Genomic DNA, 17,708 nt, shown 5'->3' on the forward strand with positions numbered 1-17,708 from the left:
GCCGTCCCTTTTCTTTTGGCCTAGTCGCAGATCAGGGCGTTCGCCAAGCTCTCTGCCCCGCGATAGGGATCGCCGCGTTTGGTGCGCAATGCGCCATCCTCCAGCGTCGTGAATTGAACGAACGACCAATTCGCATCCGCCGTGACGATCTGGGGCACCTCACCCGGACAGGACCGGATGCCGCCCTCAATCACCTCATCCCCAATGCGGTGGTTCGTCAGCCCCGCCAGTTCAGCCACGGGCGACAACGCCCCCACCCCGTCATAGCGCCACACGCGCAGGGTCTTGGCCAGATGCGGCCGGTCGATATAGGCCAGTTCCACCACGCCATCCCCGTCCAGATCCGCCGCGCCAATCCGCGACAACCACCGGAACCGCGTACCGATAAACGGGGTCGCCACGTCCAGACGAACAACCTCCCCATCGACGCGGTAGATGGCCATACGCGCCCCCTGACGCGCGTGGCTTTCGGTCACGATGATTTCCGGCGCGCCGCCCCCGTCCACATCGGCCAACAGGGGAACGGTATCTTCAAACACCACGTCCCGCGCCCAGTGGACCGACACTTCGGTGCCGCTGTCCATCGTCACGGTCAGGGTGGTGAATTCAACGTCATCGCCCAAGGCGCCATGGGGATAACGGGTGGTCGGCCCGTCGAAACGGGCGGCGACCGCAACGGGCTCGGCTACGGCAGGCATCCCCGCCCCCACAAGCACCGCCATAACCGCCGCGCCGCGTGCGGTACGCCCCCATGGGCGCAACCGGTGACGCGGCGCTTGGCGCGACATTAGATCTGTTTCTCGGGCAGATTGACGACCAGACCGTCCATCTCGTCCGTGACCTTCAACTGACAGGTCAGGCGCGAGCGGGCCGGATCGGGCTGATAGGCAAAGTCCAGCATGTCTTCTTCCATCGCTTCCATCGCGGGCAGCTTTTCGACCCAATCGGGTGCGATATAGGCGTGGCAAGTCGAACAGGCACAAGCGCCCCCGCAATCGGCGTCGATGCCGGGAATGTTGTTGTCGCGTGCACCTTCCATCACGGTCAGGCCACTGGCCACGTCTACGGTGTGTTCGGTGCCGTTGTGTTCGACATAGGTGATCTTCGCCATCTCATACTCTCATTCTAAAACCCTGTGCCCCAGTGACATAAGGCAGGCGCGTGATTTTTGCCAGCCCCTCGCGCAGGGCTTGTCGCTGCGTCACACTGTTCTATATTTGTTCTCACCATGACGCTTGATCTGTCCACCTTTCAGGGGCCGCGCTGTACCCCCAATGACCGCCTGCCCTATACGCCAGTTGGCGGACGGGTGACGATTGCCGGTCTGGTTCTGGTGCGCCAACGTCCCGGCACGGCCAAGGGCGTGGTCTTCCTGACGCTTGAGGATGAAACCGGCACCGCGAATGTGGTCGTCTGGGCCAAGATGTTCGAACAATACCGCCGCGCGGTGATCTCGGGGCGGCTGTTGCGGGTGACGGGGCGGTTGCAACGGGACTCGGGCGTGAACCATGTGGTGGCCGAGCGGATTGAGGACATATCGCCCATGCTGGATCTGCTCTTGCACCCTGAGTTCGACAGGCTGGTGGCGCAACAGGCCCAAACGCGCTAAACTGTGCCCAACAAGGGCCCAAGCCCGTCCTAGTCGAGCAGACCAACCGATGAAACCATTCCTTGGGATATTGCCCGTTGTGGCGATCTGTGCGGCGTGCAGCACGACCGCGCCCGGTGCCGATGTGACCCGCGTCTCGGCCGATGGCCAGACGCCCGCGCCGCCGGGTGCCGCACCAGGCACGTGTTGGTCCAAACGCACCGAACCCGCCGTGATCGAAACCGTGACACAACAGAACCTTGTGCAACCGGCCGAAATTCTGGACGACGGCACGGTGATCTCGCCCGCCCTTTACCGGACCGAAACGTTACAGAGGATCGTGCGCGAGCGGCGCGAGACGTGGTTCGAAACCCCCTGCCCCGAGGTTCAGGATAGCGAATTCCTTGCCTCGCTCCAACGCGCGCTCAAGGCGCGGGGATATCATGTGGGGCCGGTGACGGGGACCTATGATTGGCTGACGCGGCGCGCGGTGCAGACCTATCAAAAGGAACAGGGGCTGGACAGCGCGACCCTATCGCTGGCGGCGGCGCGGCAATTGGGTCTGGTCGCCTATGATCCCAGTTTGATCCCGCCCACACCTGACATTTGATCCGCCCTTTGGCGGGCGACTGACCTAAATGAAAAACGCCCCGGCCTGCGGCACGGGGCGTTTTAGGTTTTTTGGTATGTTCGCCTTATTCCAGCGTCAGCGCCACAAAGCGCGGGTCGCCCCCACGGCGCAGCAGCAGCAGGATGGATTTGCGACCGGCCTCTGTGGCCTCATCAAGACGGGCCTGCAGATCGGCGGGTTCCAGTACCTTTTTCTGGCCCGCCTCGGTGATCACGTCACCGGCGCGCAGGCCTTTTTCATAGGCCTCGGACGCCTCATCCACGTTGGTGACGACCAGACCTTCGACCGTGCCGCCAAGGCCCAGCTCATCGCGCATCTCATCGCCAAGCGGCATCACCGTCAGACCCAGCACGATCATCTCGGCGGGTTCTTCGGGGGCGGCTTGTTCGGCGACCGCAGGTACGGCGTTTTCAGCGGTCTCACGACGACCCAGAACGACCTTGAGCGTCTGGGTCGCGCCATCGCGGAACACCACCACGCGGACGGTTGCACCGACCGGTGCGTTGCCGACCATACGGACCAGTTCGCGAGTATCCACGACGTCCTTGCCGTCAAACGAGATGATCACGTCACCGGCCTCAATCCCGGCCTCGGACGACGGACCCTCGGGCACATCGGTGACCAGTGCACCGGCAGCGGCCTCAAGACCAATCGCCTCGGCCACATCGGGGCCAACGTCCTGAATACGGACACCCAGCCAGCCACGGCGGGTTTCGCCGAATTCCTGCAACTGACCCACGACGTTCGTGACAACGTTCGAGGCCATTGAGAAGCCAATCCCGATCGAGCCGCCGTTGGGCGACAGGATTGCGGTGTTCACGCCAATCACCTGACCGTCCATATTGAACAGGGGACCACCCGAGTTACCGCGGTTAATCGCGGCATCGGTTTGGATATAGTCGTCATAGGTGCCGGTCAGGGCGCGATTGCGGGCCGAGACGATACCGGCGGAGACCGAGAAGCCTTGGCCAAGCGGGTTGCCCACGGCCATGACCCAGTCGCCAACGCGCATCGCGTCACTGTCACCAAAGGGCACAAACGGCAGGGCCTCGTCGCTCTCGACCTTCAGAAGGGCGATGTCGGTGTTCGGATCGGTCCCGATAACGATGGCATCCAGCGTCTTGCCCGAGAAGAATTCGATCTCGATCTCATCGGCCTGTTCGATGACGTGGTTATTGGTAACGATGAACCCGTCCTCGGAAATCACAAAGCCCGAGCCCAGCGCCTGACCACGGCGTTGACGCGGGGCGCCATCGCCATTGGGATTGCCGAATTCACGAAAGAAATCTTCAAACGGGGAACCCTCGGGGACCACGGGACCGGGGCCAGTGTTGGCCTCAATCGTGGTCGAGGTGGTGATGTTCACCACGGCCGGACTGACCTGATCGGCCAGATCGGCGAAACTTTCAGGGGCGCCGCGCGCCTCGGCGGCGATGGTTTGCGCCATCACCAAAGCCAACCCCATGATCAGGGCCATCACGGCCTGTGCGGCGCGATTGGGGGCTGTTCTGGTTGCTACGATTGCCTGTCGCTTCACGTGACATCCTCCACAGATGATCTGTTCGATTTGGGAAACGGTGTCGTCTGCCCGGTTCCATTACTATTTAGATAGGTAGGCAATTGGGCAACACCAACAATAAAAACCTGCGTCACGGCCACGTGACCCCTTGAACGGATCAACCGGCAAAAACCCGCGCAAGCCAGATCAAACCGACGCCAAGTGCCAGTGTACTTAGGCCAAGGGTGCGCCGCGTGCCCACGGGCAATTCCGCCAGTTGGCGCAACAGGTCCTGAAAACGCGAAGGGGCCAGTGCGAACACCAGCCCCTCAATTACGCAGACAAGTCCGATTGCCAGTAGCAGGTCGGACATTATTGGGCGTCCGCCCCGCGCAGATAGTCAAAGAATTCCCCCTCGGGCGTCAGAACCATCGTCGAGGTCTGACCGGTCAGGGCGCGTTCATAGGCCTGAAGCGACCGGTAGAAGGCAAAGAATTCCGCATCCGCACCGTATGCATCGGCATAGATTTCGTTGGCGCGCGCATCGGCCTCACCACGAATGATCTGCGCCTCACGCTCGGCCTCGGACAAGGTTTCAACCACGGTACGGTCGGCCAGAGCGCGCACACGCTGGGCGGCCTCGTTACCACGGGCGATTTCGTCGGCGGCTTCGCGTTCACGCTCGGCTTTCATCCGTTCAAACGTCGCGTTCAAGTTCTGCGACGGCAGGTTGGTCTGTTTCAGACGCACGTCGACCACGTCGATGCCCAGTGCGGCCGCACTGATCCGGGCTTGATCACGGATACGCAGCATCAGATCGCCGCGTTCCTCGGACAGGATCGTGTCCGAGGTCACCTGATCGGCACCCAGAACTTCGCGGATACGCGAGTTCAGGATCGCGCCCAGACGGTCCTCGGCGGCACGCACACCGCCCGCACCTACGGCCTGACGGAAGCGCACCACATCGGCAATCCGGTAACGGGCAAACGCGTCCACCACCAGACGGCGGTCATCGGACGGGGTCACCTCAATCTCGGTGGTGTCCAGCGACAGGATACGGTCGTCATAGCGCACGACCTCTTGGATCAGCGGAATTTTGAACGCCAGACCGGGTTCTTCCTTCACGGCCTTGATCTGACCAAATTGCAGCACCAGCGCCTTTTCGCGTTCATCCACAACGAACAGCGAGGACAGCGCCAGCACAACGGCGACCACCAGAACCGGCAGAATATAAGTCGTCTTTTTCATGGCTTAGTTCCCCCCGTTCGAGCGCGTCAGTTCGTTCAGCGGCAGATAGGGCACAACGCCCCCTGCCCCGTCCGAACCCGTCAGCGACGGATCAAGGATCATCTTGTCCACGTCGCCCAGAACGCGTTCCATCGTTTCAAGGTAGAGACGTTTGCGGATCACGTCCGGCGCTTGGGAATATTCCTCGAGCACAGCGCTAAAGCGGCTGGCCTCACCCAAGGCTTCGTTCACGACCTGCGCGCGGTAACCTTCGGCCTCTTCCAAGGTCTGTGCGGATTCACCACGGGCACGGGCCAGTTCGCGGTTCGCATAGGCGTCTGCCGTACGTTCCAGACGGTCACGTTCCTGTTCGGCGGCCTGCACCTGACGGAAGCTGTCGATGACCTCGGCGGGCGGGTCAGCCTTCAAGAGGTTCACACGAACGATGCTGATACCAGCCTCGTATTCGTTAAGGGTCGCCTGAATACGTTCCTGTGCGTCGATCGCGATGGCCTCACGGTCACGGTTCAGGATCGGCGCAAGGTTGCTGGCCGCGATGATCTCACGCATGACCGATTCCGACACGGCCTGAACCGTCAGACGGGCGTCGGCCACGTTGAAAAGATAGTTCGCGGGGTTGTTGATGTTCCAGACCACTTGGAAATCGATATCAACGATGTTCGCATCCGTGGTCAGCATCAGACCGGTTTGCGAGCGCGAGTTCGTCGCGACACCGATGTCTTCGGTGCGTTCCGTCGTCACCGGAATCACGTCGACGGTCACAAAGGGCCACCACGCAAAGTGCGGGCCGTTGTCCGTCGTACGGAAATATTCCCCAAGCAGCAGTTCAACGCCCTGCTCTTCGGGTTTGACGGTGTAAAAGGACGAGAACAGGTAAAGGCCAACCGCCGCAATCGCGCCCAGACCAACCATGCCTTTGGTGATACCGGGGCCGCCATCGCCGCCACCGCCACCGGGACGTCCGCCGCCATTGCGACCGCCGCGTCCGCCCATCAGGACCTTGAGTTGTTCCTGACCTTTGCGCATCAGGTCGTCAATCTCGGGAATTTGGGGACCGTCGTTAGGACCAGCGGGGCGCCGATCGTCATCGCGATTGCCGCCCCCTTTGTTCGAACCACCGCTCCCCCACGGGCCGCCATTATTTCCAGACATCTAGGTTGTCATCCCTTTCATAATCACTGGTGCACATAAGGTGGTGGTGCGCTTGGAGAAATCAAGCGCTGCGCACGGGTGCTTTCATTGTCACCAATTCTTCGGACATTGTGGGGTGAACCGCAACCGTCCGGTCGAAATCTTCTTTGGTGGCGCCCATTTTGACCGCGATGGCGGCCATCTGGATCAACTCGCCCGCGCCCTCGGACACGATGTGCACGCCCAGAACCTTGCGGGTTTCCTGACTGACGATCAGTTTCATCATCACACGGTCCGGACGACCGGCGAACAGCGACTGCATCGGACGGAAGGAGGTCGCGTAGACCTCAATCGGCTCTTGCTCGCGCGCTTGTTCTTCGGTCAGGCCGACACAGCCCAGTTCGGGCTGGGTGAAGACGGCGCTTGCGACCAGTTCGTGATCGGGCTTGGTCGGGCGACCGTGGAACACGGTTTCGACAAAAGCCGCTCCTTCGCGGATCGCGACCGGGGTCAGGTTGATACGGTCGGTCACATCGCCCACCGCATAGATCGACGGGACCGAGGTCTGCGAATACTCATCCACGATGATTTCGCCGTTGCGACCGGTTTTCACGCCCGCCTTGTCCAGACCAAGGTTCGCGGTGTTGGGACGACGACCAGTGGCATACATCACCTTTTCATAGACGCCTTCCTTGCCGTCTGCGGATTTGACCCACAGACCGCCGTCGACCTTTTTCATCTCCAGAACATCGGTGCCGACATGCAGGTTCACCCCGCCTTCGCGCATCAGTTCGGCAACATGGCCGCGGGCCTCCCCGTCGAAACCGCGCAGGATCTGTTCGCCACGGTAATATTGGGTCACCTCAACGCCCATCCCGTTCAGGATGCAGGCGAATTCACAGGCGATAAACCCGCCACCCACAATCAGGATGTTCTTGGGCAGTTTTTCCAGATGGAAGATTTCGTTCGAGGTCAGGATCTCATCCGCGACGTCGAATTCCGGCACATAGGGCCAGCCGCCCACGGCCACCAAGATGTGCTTGGCGGTAAAGGTGCGCCCGTCGCCCAGACGCACGGTATGGGCGTCCTCAAGCGTGGCGCGGGCATCAAACACCTCAACGCCCGCGTTGTTCAGGGTGTTGCCATAAAGGCCCTCAAGGCGGTCCAGTTCGGCGTGCAGCTTCGGCTTGAACGTGTTCCAGTCGAACGACCCGATCTGCGCCTCCCAGCCATAGGCCTGTGCATCCTCAACCAGACGCGGATAGCCCGATGCGAACACCATCAGTTTCTTGGGCACACAGCCACGGATCACACAGGTGCCGCCCAGACGGTATTCCTCGGCTAGGCCGACTTTGGCCCCTGCCTCACCTGCGGCCAGACGCGCGGCGCGCACCCCACCAGAACCGCCACCGATGACGAAAAGATCAAAGTCAAAAGCCATGTTTCTTCCAATATCCTCAGAGGTCGACGAAGAGATTATCGTTTTCCAAGAAATCGATTTTGTCTTCCTCGACAGTGCCCGCGTTGATGTCGCGTACCTCGACCTTGCCATCGCCGTGGCCGATCACGACGACATCGCAGATATCGATGAATAGACCGTTTTCAACCACCCCGGGGATCTGGTTGACCACAAGGGCCAGTTGGCGCGCATTGCCGATCCGGCCCAGATGCATGTCCACGATATAGTTGCCTTCGTCCGTGACAAAGGGTGCATCGCCGTTCATGCGCAGGGTGGTATCCTGCCCCAAAACATCAAGATTAATAAGGGTTTCCTCAATCAGACCCTTGGTCGTTTGCCAACCGAACGGGATCACCTCAACCGGCAGCGGGAAGGCCCCCAGTTGGCCGACGCCCTTGGCCGCGTCGGCGATCACAATCATCTGATCAGAGGCGGTCGCGACGATCTTTTCCTGCAACAGGGCACCACCGCCCCCTTTGATCAGGTTCAGATCGGCGTCGAATTCATCGGCCCCGTCGATGGTCAGGTCCAGCCACTTGGCCTCATCCAGAGAGATCACTTCGATGCCGCATTCACGGGCCAGCTCGGCTGTGCGGGTCGAGGTCGGCACGCCGCGCACCTTGATCCCGTCGTTGCGCACCATTTCACCCAGACAGCGCACCATCCATGCCGCCGTAGACCCGGTCCCCAGACCCACGCGCATACCGTCTTCGATATAGTCCACCGCGCGTTTGGCGGCTGCGAATTTTGCCTTGTCGATTGGCGAAAGCTGTCCACTCATCCGGGTCTCTCCTGTGTCGCTTGGGGACCTTATAGGGAATGCGGACCATCTCTGCGAGACGAAATCGGCCATAACCTTGCGCCAAAGCAGCGCAATGTTACCTAAGCGCCCAGTTGCGCAACAAAGCGGCGCCATTCGCCGGGCCGGATCAGGGTGCGGGCGGGGGCGGGCGTTGCGTCCGCGCCAAAGGCATCGGGCATCAACCGGCGCACCTCGGCGCGCTGATGCGGGCGCAGTGCCTTTAGGGCCATGGGGCCGGGATACATGGTTTCGCTGCGAATGCCGTTGGCGAACACCACGTCATGCTGTTCCAGCAGGATATGATAATAGGCCACATGCAACCGCGGCGCAGAGCGGATACCGCGTTGGCCGATCAGGGCCTTGGCCGGCAGCAGGATTTCGTCGCGCGCGGGCGTCTGAAACCCCATCGACGGCGTCACCAACATCCGGTGCTGGGACGAGACCCAGAGGTCCGCCTCATTTCCCAGACTGCCCGCAGGGATGTGAACCGGTGCATGGCCACGGATGCCGGTGCGATGCTGGCACCCGACCCACAGGATTTGCCGCACGCCGTTGTCCGATGTCAGAACCAGATCACCGGCACGCAGGGTTTCAATCGGGCGCGCGCCAGATGGCGTCGCAATCATCGTCCTCGCCGCGAAACAGATGGTCAGGTCGGCATAGGCCACGGTCGGATCGTCCGAGCCACCGGGGATGATTTCGTATTCCTGCCCCTGAACAATCTTGCCGTCAGAGGCGATCGCAACGGCATTGCCCGCGACTTCGACCACATAGATCGTAAAGTTATCGGCAGGGTCCAAAGACCCCTTTGGCCGGATCACATAGCTGTATTCGGTTTCAACAGAGGTCCATTCCCCATAAGACGAGCCGTTGATCGTGGTCAGGGCATCGCCCAGAACCTGACCGCTGTCTGCGTCCTCATAGGTGGGGTCATCGTCGCGAATGGTGATCGCAATAGGAGTAGAGCCCTCGGCCACGGTAATCGTCGCGGTGCCGATGGCATTGTCGTTTTGCAGGTTGTTCGACTGAAACGGGTCCTCGGTCCCCGTAAACGACACATCGTCGAACTGGTATATATAAACAACGTTATCAGCCAAGGACGCCCTCGCAGATCACTCGCACCACCACCACAGAACAGGTAACGGCGCGCCCTTTCTGCAATTTAGGGACCACCCCATAGACCCATGTCCCAAATGGTGATTAGAGTGTCGCTCTGTGCATTCGAATTCCCTTTGTCTGGGGCACGATACCCCAGACCAGCGAAGGACCCCTGACATGTCGAACACGACCGACCGCGTGCTTTTGGGCATTGCCTTGATGATCGGATTCAGCCTGTTGGCACCGGTGATGGATGCCTTTGCCAAGGCGTCATCGGCCTATGTGCCGGTCGGCGAAACCATCGCGTTCCGGTTCGGCATACAGACGGTTCTGTTGTTGCCACTGGTTCTGCGGATAACCGTTTTGCGCCGCCCCACTTTGGGGGAATGGGCGTTGCACCTGTTGCGCGCGTCGATGATCCTGTTTGCGACAGCCGCGTTTTTCACCGCGCTTAGCGTTATGCCCATGGCCGATAGTATCGCGATCTTCTTTGTCGAGCCGTTCATCCTGACCCTGCTGGGCGCGCTGTTTCTGGGCGAGAGCATCGGCTGGCGGCGCCTTGTGGCCTGTGCGGTGGGATTTGGCGGGGCGCTGTTGATTATCCGCCCCAGCTTTAGCGACTTTGGACCTGTCGCGTTTCTGCCGCTGCTGACCGCGCTGTTCTTTGCGCTTTACATGGTGCTGACGCGCAAGATGGCCCCGCGCCAGCATCCCGTCGCCCTGCAATTCTGGACGGCGGTTGCGGCCTGCGTCTGGATTTTCCCCGCCTTGGCGATCTTTAACGGCACCGGCTTTGCGCCGCTTGATCCGGTGATACCGCCGGGGCCGAGTTGGTGGTTGCTTGTCGGTGTGGGTGTCGCCGCGACCGTGTCGCACCTGTTCATTACTTATGCGCTGCGCTTTGCGCCAGCGGCGGTGATTGCGCCACTACAGTATATCGAAATCATCTCGGCGGTCGGGATTGGATATCTGGTGTTCAACGACATCCCCGATTTCCAGTCGTTCATCGGCATCGCGATTATCGTCGGCTCGGGCCTCTATGTGTTTATCCGCGAGCGGTCCCTGACGCGGCACAAACTGCCCCAGCCGCCCGCCTGATCACAACACGGCCAGAACCGCATCCAGATGTTTGCGCGGCAGGATCAACAGGGCATGCCCGCGCTCGACCTCAACCCGCACAGTTGGCGCGGTTGTGATGTTCGACGTCCCGACCATCCCGCCAGGTGATAGGGGCAGCCCGTCCAGCGGCCAGTTCAAACCATCTGACCGCGCCGCGACCTCGGACATGGGAAAGACCGAAAACCGCGTCCCGACCGGCAGGGTCAGGGTGATCGCGTCCGGCGCGCGCAGGATCACGTCCTCCGCACCCAATAGGATCACCGGCATCGCGGCGCGCTGGACCAGAACCGAAAACACCGCCAGTTCGTGGTCAATCCGCCCGCCGGTGAACCCCACCCCGATGACAAAGGGGGCGGAGATATTGCGCAGGGCCTTGTCGAAATCCGTGCTGTCCTGATCGGCGACGGGATGAATGCGGTCTGCGGGGATCTGCGCCCGCGCATCGTCCGACAAGGAGTCCAGATCGCCGATCACCCGATCCGGCACCACCCCCGCCGCCAGCGCCCGCTCCGCGCCCCCATCGGCGGCCACCAAAACCGGCGCGATGGTTAATGCGTGAATCACATCGGCAGCATTTACCGAACCACCACCGATTAGGGTCACTGCGCGCTCAGATTGTAGAAACAAGGCCGAATTCCCCGAAAAAACTGCTCAAAAGGGCAAAAAACCACATTCTGGCCATGATTAATCCCCCCAATTTTCCCAGTTCTGTTCGAGAACGGGAAACAGCCTATGGTAAAAATGGCATCGTGAGATCGAGAGAAGTGAGCAGAACATGGTTGGTGCGAGTAAGATCCTAACAGTCTCTTATGGCACATTTTCGTGCACATTGGAGGGTTTTGACGATTCTTTCGGAACGATGAAAGCCATCGCCGAGTATTTCCGCGACCTTGCGGCGGACGACCGGTATTTCGGGGCGGAACCCCCGACGCCGGACGCCGATATGCTGCAACGGATTGCGGAACGCGAAATCCGCCGTCGTGTGGATGCGCATGTGGATGGGGAAAAGGTTGTGCTGCGCGCCGATGCCGGTGCCGACACTGCGCCCGAACCCACCGCCCTGCGCGCGCCGGAGCCGACACCTGAACCCGCCCCCGAACCGCAGGCCCCTGCCGCCCCTGCGCCGGTCGCGGCGGAACCAGAGGTCGAACCGGCCCCGCAACCCGCGCCCCTTGCGGAGCCTGAGCCCGAACCCGAACTGCACGCCGAACCCGAGGCCCCTGCCCCCGTATCCGACCCTGCGCCCGCTGCTCCGGCCGCATCGGATGAGGACAGCGTCGCCGCGAAACTGGCCCGCATTCGTGCCGTGGTTCAGACCGCCCGTTCGGCCCCTGCCGAAGAGGATGAGGGCGACAGTTCCTTTATCGAGGATGAGCACGCCGCCGCACCTGCCAGTGCGCCGGAGGCCCAGCCCGCCGACCTGCCAGTCGACGAGATGGAGGATGCTGTCGAGGTTGCGGAAGATGTGACCGAGACCGACGAGCCCCCCGTTGAGCAAGAGGTCGCCGCCGAGATCGAAGAGACCGAAGAACCTGTCGAAGACGGTGTTGATGACAGTGTCGACGACACCGCAGAAGAGGTCGACGAGATTGAAGCCTCTGCCGATGAGGACATCCAAGACGACTATGTCGAGGACACAGCCGAGGTTGAGGATGATCAGCCGCTGGACATCTCTGCCCTCGCCGCCCGTCTGAGCGCCGAGAAAGAAGCCCTGCGCGCCGAAGCCGAGGCCGAAGTTGAGCCTGAGGCGGAAGAGATCGAAGAGCCCGTCGAGGTCGCCTTTGACGAGACCGCACAGGACGAAATCACCGAAGAAACCGCCGATTTCACCGAGCAGGAGATGCTTGAGGAAATCCAAGAGGTTCCCGAAGAACACCCCGTTGCCGTTCTGGATGAGGTCGCGCCGGAAGAGGTGGCCGAGGCCGACGCAGACGAGACCGAAGAGGTCGATCCCGCGCAGGCCCGCCGCGCCGAACGCCGCGCCCGTCGTGCCGCACGCCGCGCACAACAGGAACGCCAGCCGCGCAATGAGGGCGACGCGCGTGACGCCGCCGCCCGCGCCCGTGCCCGCGTCATGAAGGTCAAGCGCGACGAGCTTGAGGATATGCGCGCCAGCCTGATCGAAAGCGACCTTATCCCCGGTGCCAAAGCGGACGCCGAAGACGCGCCCAAGGCCGAGGCCGAACCCGTCACTGAGGACGCCCCGACCGAGGAACCCGCCCGCATCCGCCCGCTGCGCGTTTTGAAACGGGCCCGCAAGGACGTCGAACCCGAGGGTGAACCTGAGGCAGAGGCCGACATCGAGGCCGACCTGCAGGACGAGATTACCGATGAACTCGACGACACGCAGATCATGGCCGACGCCGAGGATAATCTGGACGGCGACGATTTGGACGGCGACGAAGCTCTGGGCCTCAGCCCCGAAGACGAGGCCGACCTAATGGCCGAACTGGCCGAGGTTGAACGCGACACCGCACCCGCAACGCCGGTCGCACCTACCGAGGACACCAAGGCCAAAGCGCCCGCCGGTGGCGTGACCGACGTGTCGCGCCTGGTCGACGAAGTGAACACCAAAATGGAAGGCACCGAGCACAAGCGCCGCCGCTCGGCCATCGCGCATCTCAAGGCCGCCGTTGCCGCCACCGTGGCCGAGCGTGGTCTGGGCCGCAACCGTGACCGCGAAACCGAGGCCGAGGTGCAACGCACCCCCTATCGCGCCGACCTAAGCGCCGTTGTTCGTCCCGCCGCCAAGCCCGAAACCAAGGCGAAAATGCCGCCGCTGATGCTGGTGTCTGAACAGCGTATCGACCGCCCCAAGGCCCAAGCCACGCAACGCAGCACCGGCAATCTGGCCCTGCGCGCGGTGGAAAACGACACGCTGGACGATGACGATCAGGACCAGACGGACGATCAGGGCAACATCTTTGCCGATGACGATACCTTTGCCGATTTCGCAGAACGCCACGGCGCGCATGCCCTGCCCGATATCCTTGAATGCGCCGCCGCCTATCTGGCGCGGGTCGAGGGGCAGGACAGCTTTACCCGCCCCGAGGTCATGAACACCGTCGCCGAGTTCATGGGCGCCGACAAGTTCCAGCGCGAAGACGGTCTGCGGGCGTTCGGCCAGTTGCTACGCGAGGGACCGCTGGAACGTCAGGGCCGCGGTGCCTTTACCATCGCCGCCACATCTCGATTTATGAGTGCCTGATCCCGCCGCAAAAACCGGTCGGGATGAACGGTTTTGGTGATCAGTAATCAAAAAAGGGCCCTCTCGCGGGGCCGTTTTTTTTTTAATCGCGGTGTAGATAATCAGACGCAAGGCAAATACGTCGACGACCGCTGTGTCCCCAATCCCCGAACCGGCGCCTTGCCGCAATGGTATCTTTTTTACACTGTAAAACAGGACCTTACTTGTCGGAAAAGTCGTGAGGGGTGCCAAGACCAAGCCCAAGTCGGCAATATACATTTAAGCACGGTTGATATAGAAACTGTTGAATAAGCCGATCATGAGAAGTCAATGCTAAAAACCGTCCTTGGAATCACCGGCGCAATAACGCTTGGCGTAATCAGTGTGGCTATACTCTTACAAGAATATCCGAAACAGCTTGCGTGTGAGGTCATTCAGAATGGCGTCTGGGCACCCAACGGTGCGGTGTGCATTACCGAAAGCTGCTATGAAACCGGGACATGCAGAGTACACACTTTCCCCGCCGCAAGTTGCGGGGATGTCAGAATAGGGGATCGAGTATCTCGGGTCGTTTTGCATCTGGGTGAGCCGATGCATTCGGAAGAGAACCGGCTTTACTGGCATTGGGACAAGACCTCACCCAGCGTCGGTGTTGAAGCGCTTTTTAAGGATGACTATCTGATCTCACTAGATTGCAAGGCTTTCCCATTTACAAACCAGTGACATTTACGCACTTGTCTCAGTGCCTCAAATGTCAGCTCTTCACGACGCTTTGAAAGTGGTCATTCGCGCGCTGCGGCGAAAGTTCAAATTGTACGCTAGGCCGGCCATCGGGCTGGATAGCTTTAGAAAATTGAACAATCCGAGTTCAAGCCATGATGCAGCTGGGCCAAGGCGCTCAGATCCCCCGAAATGAAAAGGGCCCTACGAGGGGCCCTTTCGCGCATCGCGGCATAGACGAATAAAGTTAAGCCAGTTTTTTCACGACGACCTTGCGCTCTTCACACCTATTGTGCGTTGAAGGCTGCCATTGGCTATGCCAGCTTTGGTTTCATGATGGACTTGTATTTGACCGAGCCTGATTTTGAGGCCGAGATCACGATCCTAACCGCAGAACAAAAAGGGCGCGAGACGCCTGTGTTCAACTATATTCGCTGGGATTTCGGCTATGCCGAGGACAACCCTCTCGAGCCAGAGCGTAATCTGAATGCGACCCTCTACATGATCTGGCCCAATTTCTTGGATGACGAAGACGTGCCTATTGCGAAGGGCATTCCGCTTGTCGGGACATATAAGGCTCGGATGCATATCCTCGTCCGAGAAATGGTGGCCTACCACCAGAAACGGTTATCAGTCGGCCTGCATTTCAATTGTCATGAAGGGGCGCGGATCGTGGCGAGAGGCGTCGTGACAAAGCTTCGAGCCATTTCGCACGGCCGCAGCTAGGTCCCCAAGCCGACCTGCCGAATGCTGCACTACGCCTGGACCGCCACAAGCGAACCGTAGCCAAAGCTTCGGGTGCAGCCTCTTCCGGGATGAGTGGCACCATCAGGAAGATTTCTACACTGCATGATGCTTTGCATGCATCTCAGGTCCGCTAAGGCACTTATTGCACAACGGAATTTACTGACGCGCAAACCAGGTCCATGCATCTTCGGCGATCTTCGGCCCGGCGTCATAAAACCAATGCGTATGGTTTGGGATGAGATGAAGCTCCACTGGGTGCCCATTTGCCGCCAGCGCATGCGCAACAGACCGCGCGGGATCCGTGTGGAAAATATGGTCACGCGTTCCCAAGTATAAACGAAACGGCTTTGGATGTTCTGGAATAATCGCTGAATCCGCAACACCGAACCCCGCATGAACAGCTGCGGCACGCCAAGGGCCTTTCGCTCTATTTAGCAGGTTCTGCACATATCTCGCGCCGTTCGAATGCCCGAACAGGAAAATGCGTTCCCGGTCAATAGGTGCAACCTCTTCCGCCTCTGAAAGGATGTCGTGTAGTATTGTCGGAAAAATCGCTTCTGTAGGCCAATTTTGATCTTTGCCATCCAGAGCGATCAGAAATAGCCCATACCGATCTGCCGTGTCGCGCCACATATCAATCATTGAAAGACCATTACGGCCAGCGCCATGGAACAACATGATCACGGGAGACGGGCCATGTTTCGCGTCAGGGTGATAGGAATACCACCGACGCTCGCCGATCCAGTGGATCGTCGCCTCTCGGGCAGTATGTTCAGGCACAGAGTATTCGAATTTTCCGCTATGTGGCACGAAGAGATCGTCTCGCCTCTCTTCAATCAGGGTACCGACATGCGTGGGTGCCTCCAGTGCAGGCATGCGAAACTGATCGTCCTCTGAAACAGAAACGCCAGACTTTCAAAATAAAGGTATCCAATACCCAAAAGGACAAAACAGAAAAGTACATTTCTCATCGCTGCGGCTCCGTGAGGACCTGTATCCTTGGTCTTGACTGGATCAGACCAAGGAAAGCAGCGATCTATAACAATTACGAAGTCAGCAGTATTCTCGGCAGACTGGTTTAACAGGGCTCCCGGGCAAGGGACCGCGGGCCCCTGAGCCCACAAATTTCACCGGGTTGTCTGCTTTTTCCGTTGCGATCTTTCTGGCTAAGTTTGCCTCCGATACCCGGTCCATTTGGCTGGTGCCGAGTATGCCCTTGGCGCTTGAGAATGCCTTGGTCCGGGTATCGGTGGCTGGTATCCGTCGGTCTATGCCGTGAGCAGCACCTTCAGCGCACCCTCTTCGGCTGCATTGCCGAAGACTTCGTAAGCTTGCAGGATTTCACTCAGATCAAAACGATGGGTGATAAGGCGAGACGGGTCGATCTGGCCGGCCTCCACCGAGCGCATGAGCTGTTGCATGGTATCCGTGTTCACGAGACCAGTGGAAATCGTAATGTTCTGTATCCAGAGCCGCTCTAGCGCGAGATCCACCTTCGTGCCATGCACGCCGATATTGGCGATACGTCCCCCTGGCGCGATGATGTCCTGGCACATCTCGAAGGTTTTGGGGATGCCAACCGCCTCCATAGCCACATCGACGCCAACGCCATCCGTCATCTCCATGATCTCCTCTGCGGCATTGCCCTCAGAAACGTCGATGGCGTCCGTCGCGCCGAACTGGCGCGCCAGTGCGAGACGTTTCTTGTCCATGTCGACCATGATGATCTTGGAAGGTGAATAGAAGCCAGCAGTCAAAAGCGCTGCCATGCCGACGGGTCCCGCCCCAACGATCGCCACAGTATCGCCGGGGGAAACCTTGCCGGAGAGCACGCCGATCTCGAAACCGGTGGGCAGGATATCGGACAGCATCACAAGCGCTTCTTCGTCCATGCCTTCTGGAATGCGGTGAAGGCTGAAATCGCCATGCGGGATGCGGACGTATTCCGCCTGTGTACCGTCGATAAGGTGACCCAATTGCCAGCCACCTTCGTTTAGGCAATGCGAATGCATACCCTTGCGGCAATTCCGGCACGACCCGCAGGCCGTGATGCAGGCGATGAGAACGCGGTCACCGGGCTTAAACCCTTGGATGCCGGCACCAACGTCTTCGACAATGCCAACGCCTTCATGACCCAGCGTGATCCCTGGCGCGACGGTCGGCACATCGCCCTTGAGAATATGCAGATCAGTGCCGCAGATCGTCGTTGCGGTGACCTTTACGATCACGTCTGTGGGTGCCTCGATCGTGGGCATAGGCTTGTCGACCCATTCCTTCTGACCGACACCGTTGTAAATCAAAGCCTTCATAGTCCCGTCCTCCCTTGAATGCGGTTCAGGCAGGCTAAAAGGCCCACTGCGCCTTGGTCTTGAACGTTTCTACGGGCCCTTTTGAAGGTTTCTGCACCCTGCCTGTTTTGTTCAAAGCTCTGTGCTGGATCGTTCAATACCTACGCGCCGAGCCCCCGTTAGCCTCAATCC

At 60.1% G+C, this 17,708-nt stretch carries 18 protein-coding genes; 6 read left to right on the forward strand and 12 right to left on the reverse strand.

The window, feature by feature from the left end; translation table 11 throughout:
• Positions 1-20: 20 nt before the first annotated feature.
• A complete protein-coding gene (locus tag R1W00_RS02110; RefSeq protein ID WP_317261061.1) occupies positions 21-788 on the reverse strand; it encodes a VCBS repeat-containing protein in 768 nt (255 codons plus the stop codon).
• Positions 788-1,111 carry a 2Fe-2S iron-sulfur cluster-binding protein gene (locus tag R1W00_RS02115; protein ID WP_317261062.1) on the reverse strand — a complete coding sequence of 108 codons (324 nt, stop codon included), beginning with the start codon at positions 1,109-1,111 and terminating at the stop codon, positions 788-790. Before R1W00_RS02115 ends, R1W00_RS02110 begins: the two co-directional genes overlap by 1 nt.
• Positions 1,112-1,228: 117 nt before the next feature.
• Between R1W00_RS02115 and R1W00_RS02120 the strand changes: the two genes are divergently transcribed.
• The gene (locus R1W00_RS02120; protein WP_317261063.1) at positions 1,229-1,609 is read left to right on the forward strand and encodes an OB-fold nucleic acid binding domain-containing protein; all 381 of its coding nucleotides are present in this window, start codon (positions 1,229-1,231) and stop codon (positions 1,607-1,609) included.
• A 49-nt stretch (positions 1,610-1,658) separates the two neighbouring features.
• Complete coding sequence (locus R1W00_RS02125) at positions 1,659-2,198, forward strand: peptidoglycan-binding domain-containing protein (RefSeq protein WP_317261064.1); 540 nt, start codon at positions 1,659-1,661, stop codon at positions 2,196-2,198.
• 85 nt (positions 2,199-2,283) lie between these two features.
• Here R1W00_RS02125 and R1W00_RS02130 read toward each other — a convergent pair whose 3' ends face one another.
• The 7 genes from R1W00_RS02130 to R1W00_RS02160 all read right to left on the reverse strand — a co-directional run bounded on the left by R1W00_RS02130 (position 2,284) and on the right by R1W00_RS02160 (position 9,454).
• Entirely contained in the window at positions 2,284-3,696 is a 1,413-nt protein-coding gene (locus tag R1W00_RS02130; protein ID WP_317261592.1) for a Do family serine endopeptidase, read from the reverse strand.
• A gap of 199 nt (positions 3,697-3,895) precedes the next feature.
• Positions 3,896-4,090 carry a DUF2065 domain-containing protein gene (locus tag R1W00_RS02135; protein WP_317261065.1) on the reverse strand — a complete coding sequence of 65 codons (195 nt, stop codon included), beginning with the start codon at positions 4,088-4,090 and terminating at the stop codon, positions 3,896-3,898.
• Complete coding sequence (locus R1W00_RS02140; protein ID WP_317261066.1) at positions 4,090-4,965, reverse strand: protease modulator HflC; 876 nt, start codon at positions 4,963-4,965, stop codon at positions 4,090-4,092. Before R1W00_RS02140 ends, R1W00_RS02135 begins: the two co-directional genes overlap by 1 nt.
• 3 nt (positions 4,966-4,968) lie before the next feature.
• Positions 4,969-6,117: an FtsH protease activity modulator HflK gene (hflK, locus tag R1W00_RS02145; RefSeq protein WP_317261067.1), complete on the reverse strand. Its 1,149-nt coding sequence runs from the start codon at positions 6,115-6,117 to the stop codon at positions 4,969-4,971.
• A gap of 61 nt (positions 6,118-6,178) precedes the next feature.
• Positions 6,179-7,537 carry a glutathione-disulfide reductase gene (gene gor, locus R1W00_RS02150; protein ID WP_317261068.1) on the reverse strand — a complete coding sequence of 453 codons (1,359 nt, stop codon included), beginning with the start codon at positions 7,535-7,537 and terminating at the stop codon, positions 6,179-6,181.
• A gap of 16 nt (positions 7,538-7,553) precedes the next feature.
• On the reverse strand, positions 7,554-8,336 hold the full coding sequence (gene rpiA, locus R1W00_RS02155; protein WP_317261069.1) for a ribose-5-phosphate isomerase RpiA: 783 nt from the start codon (positions 8,334-8,336) through the stop codon (positions 7,554-7,556).
• Between the two features lie 101 nt (positions 8,337-8,437).
• Positions 8,438-9,454, reverse strand: a complete 1,017-nt coding sequence (locus R1W00_RS02160) for a Hint domain-containing protein (protein ID WP_317261070.1) — start codon at positions 9,452-9,454, stop codon at positions 8,438-8,440.
• Between the two features lie 178 nt (positions 9,455-9,632).
• Between R1W00_RS02160 and R1W00_RS02165 the strand changes: the two genes are divergently transcribed.
• The gene (locus tag R1W00_RS02165; RefSeq protein WP_317261071.1) at positions 9,633-10,553 is read left to right on the forward strand and encodes a DMT family transporter; all 921 of its coding nucleotides are present in this window, start codon (positions 9,633-9,635) and stop codon (positions 10,551-10,553) included.
• Here R1W00_RS02165 and R1W00_RS02170 read toward each other — a convergent pair whose 3' ends face one another.
• Complete coding sequence (locus R1W00_RS02170; protein ID WP_317261072.1) at positions 10,554-11,177, reverse strand: thiamine diphosphokinase; 624 nt, start codon at positions 11,175-11,177, stop codon at positions 10,554-10,556.
• A gap of 256 nt (positions 11,178-11,433) precedes the next feature.
• On the opposite strand from R1W00_RS02170, the gene R1W00_RS02175 reads away from it, so the two are divergent.
• The 3 genes from R1W00_RS02175 to R1W00_RS02185 all read left to right on the forward strand — a co-directional run bounded on the left by R1W00_RS02175 (position 11,434) and on the right by R1W00_RS02185 (position 15,207).
• Complete coding sequence (locus R1W00_RS02175) at positions 11,434-13,782, forward strand: hypothetical protein (protein WP_317261073.1); 2,349 nt, start codon at positions 11,434-11,436, stop codon at positions 13,780-13,782.
• A 309-nt stretch (positions 13,783-14,091) separates the two neighbouring features.
• Positions 14,092-14,484, forward strand: a complete 393-nt coding sequence (locus tag R1W00_RS02180) for a hypothetical protein (RefSeq protein ID WP_317261074.1) — start codon at positions 14,092-14,094, stop codon at positions 14,482-14,484.
• Between the two features lie 345 nt (positions 14,485-14,829).
• Positions 14,830-15,207 (forward strand): hypothetical protein, encoded by a 378-nt coding sequence (locus R1W00_RS02185; RefSeq protein ID WP_317261075.1) that lies wholly within the window; start codon positions 14,830-14,832, stop codon positions 15,205-15,207.
• Between the two features lie 177 nt (positions 15,208-15,384).
• On the opposite strand, the gene R1W00_RS02190 is transcribed toward R1W00_RS02185, so the two are convergent.
• On the reverse strand, positions 15,385-16,104 hold the full coding sequence (locus R1W00_RS02190) for a dienelactone hydrolase family protein (protein ID WP_317261076.1): 720 nt from the start codon (positions 16,102-16,104) through the stop codon (positions 15,385-15,387).
• Between the two features lie 392 nt (positions 16,105-16,496).
• The gene (locus tag R1W00_RS02195; protein WP_317261077.1) at positions 16,497-17,537 is read right to left on the reverse strand and encodes a zinc-dependent alcohol dehydrogenase family protein; all 1,041 of its coding nucleotides are present in this window, start codon (positions 17,535-17,537) and stop codon (positions 16,497-16,499) included.
• Positions 17,538-17,708: the final 171 nt, after the last annotated feature.

Origin of the sequence: Rhodovulum sp. FJ3, from assembly GCF_032918305.1 — a bacterium.
GTDB lineage: Bacteria > Pseudomonadota > Alphaproteobacteria > Rhodobacterales > Rhodobacteraceae > SAT37.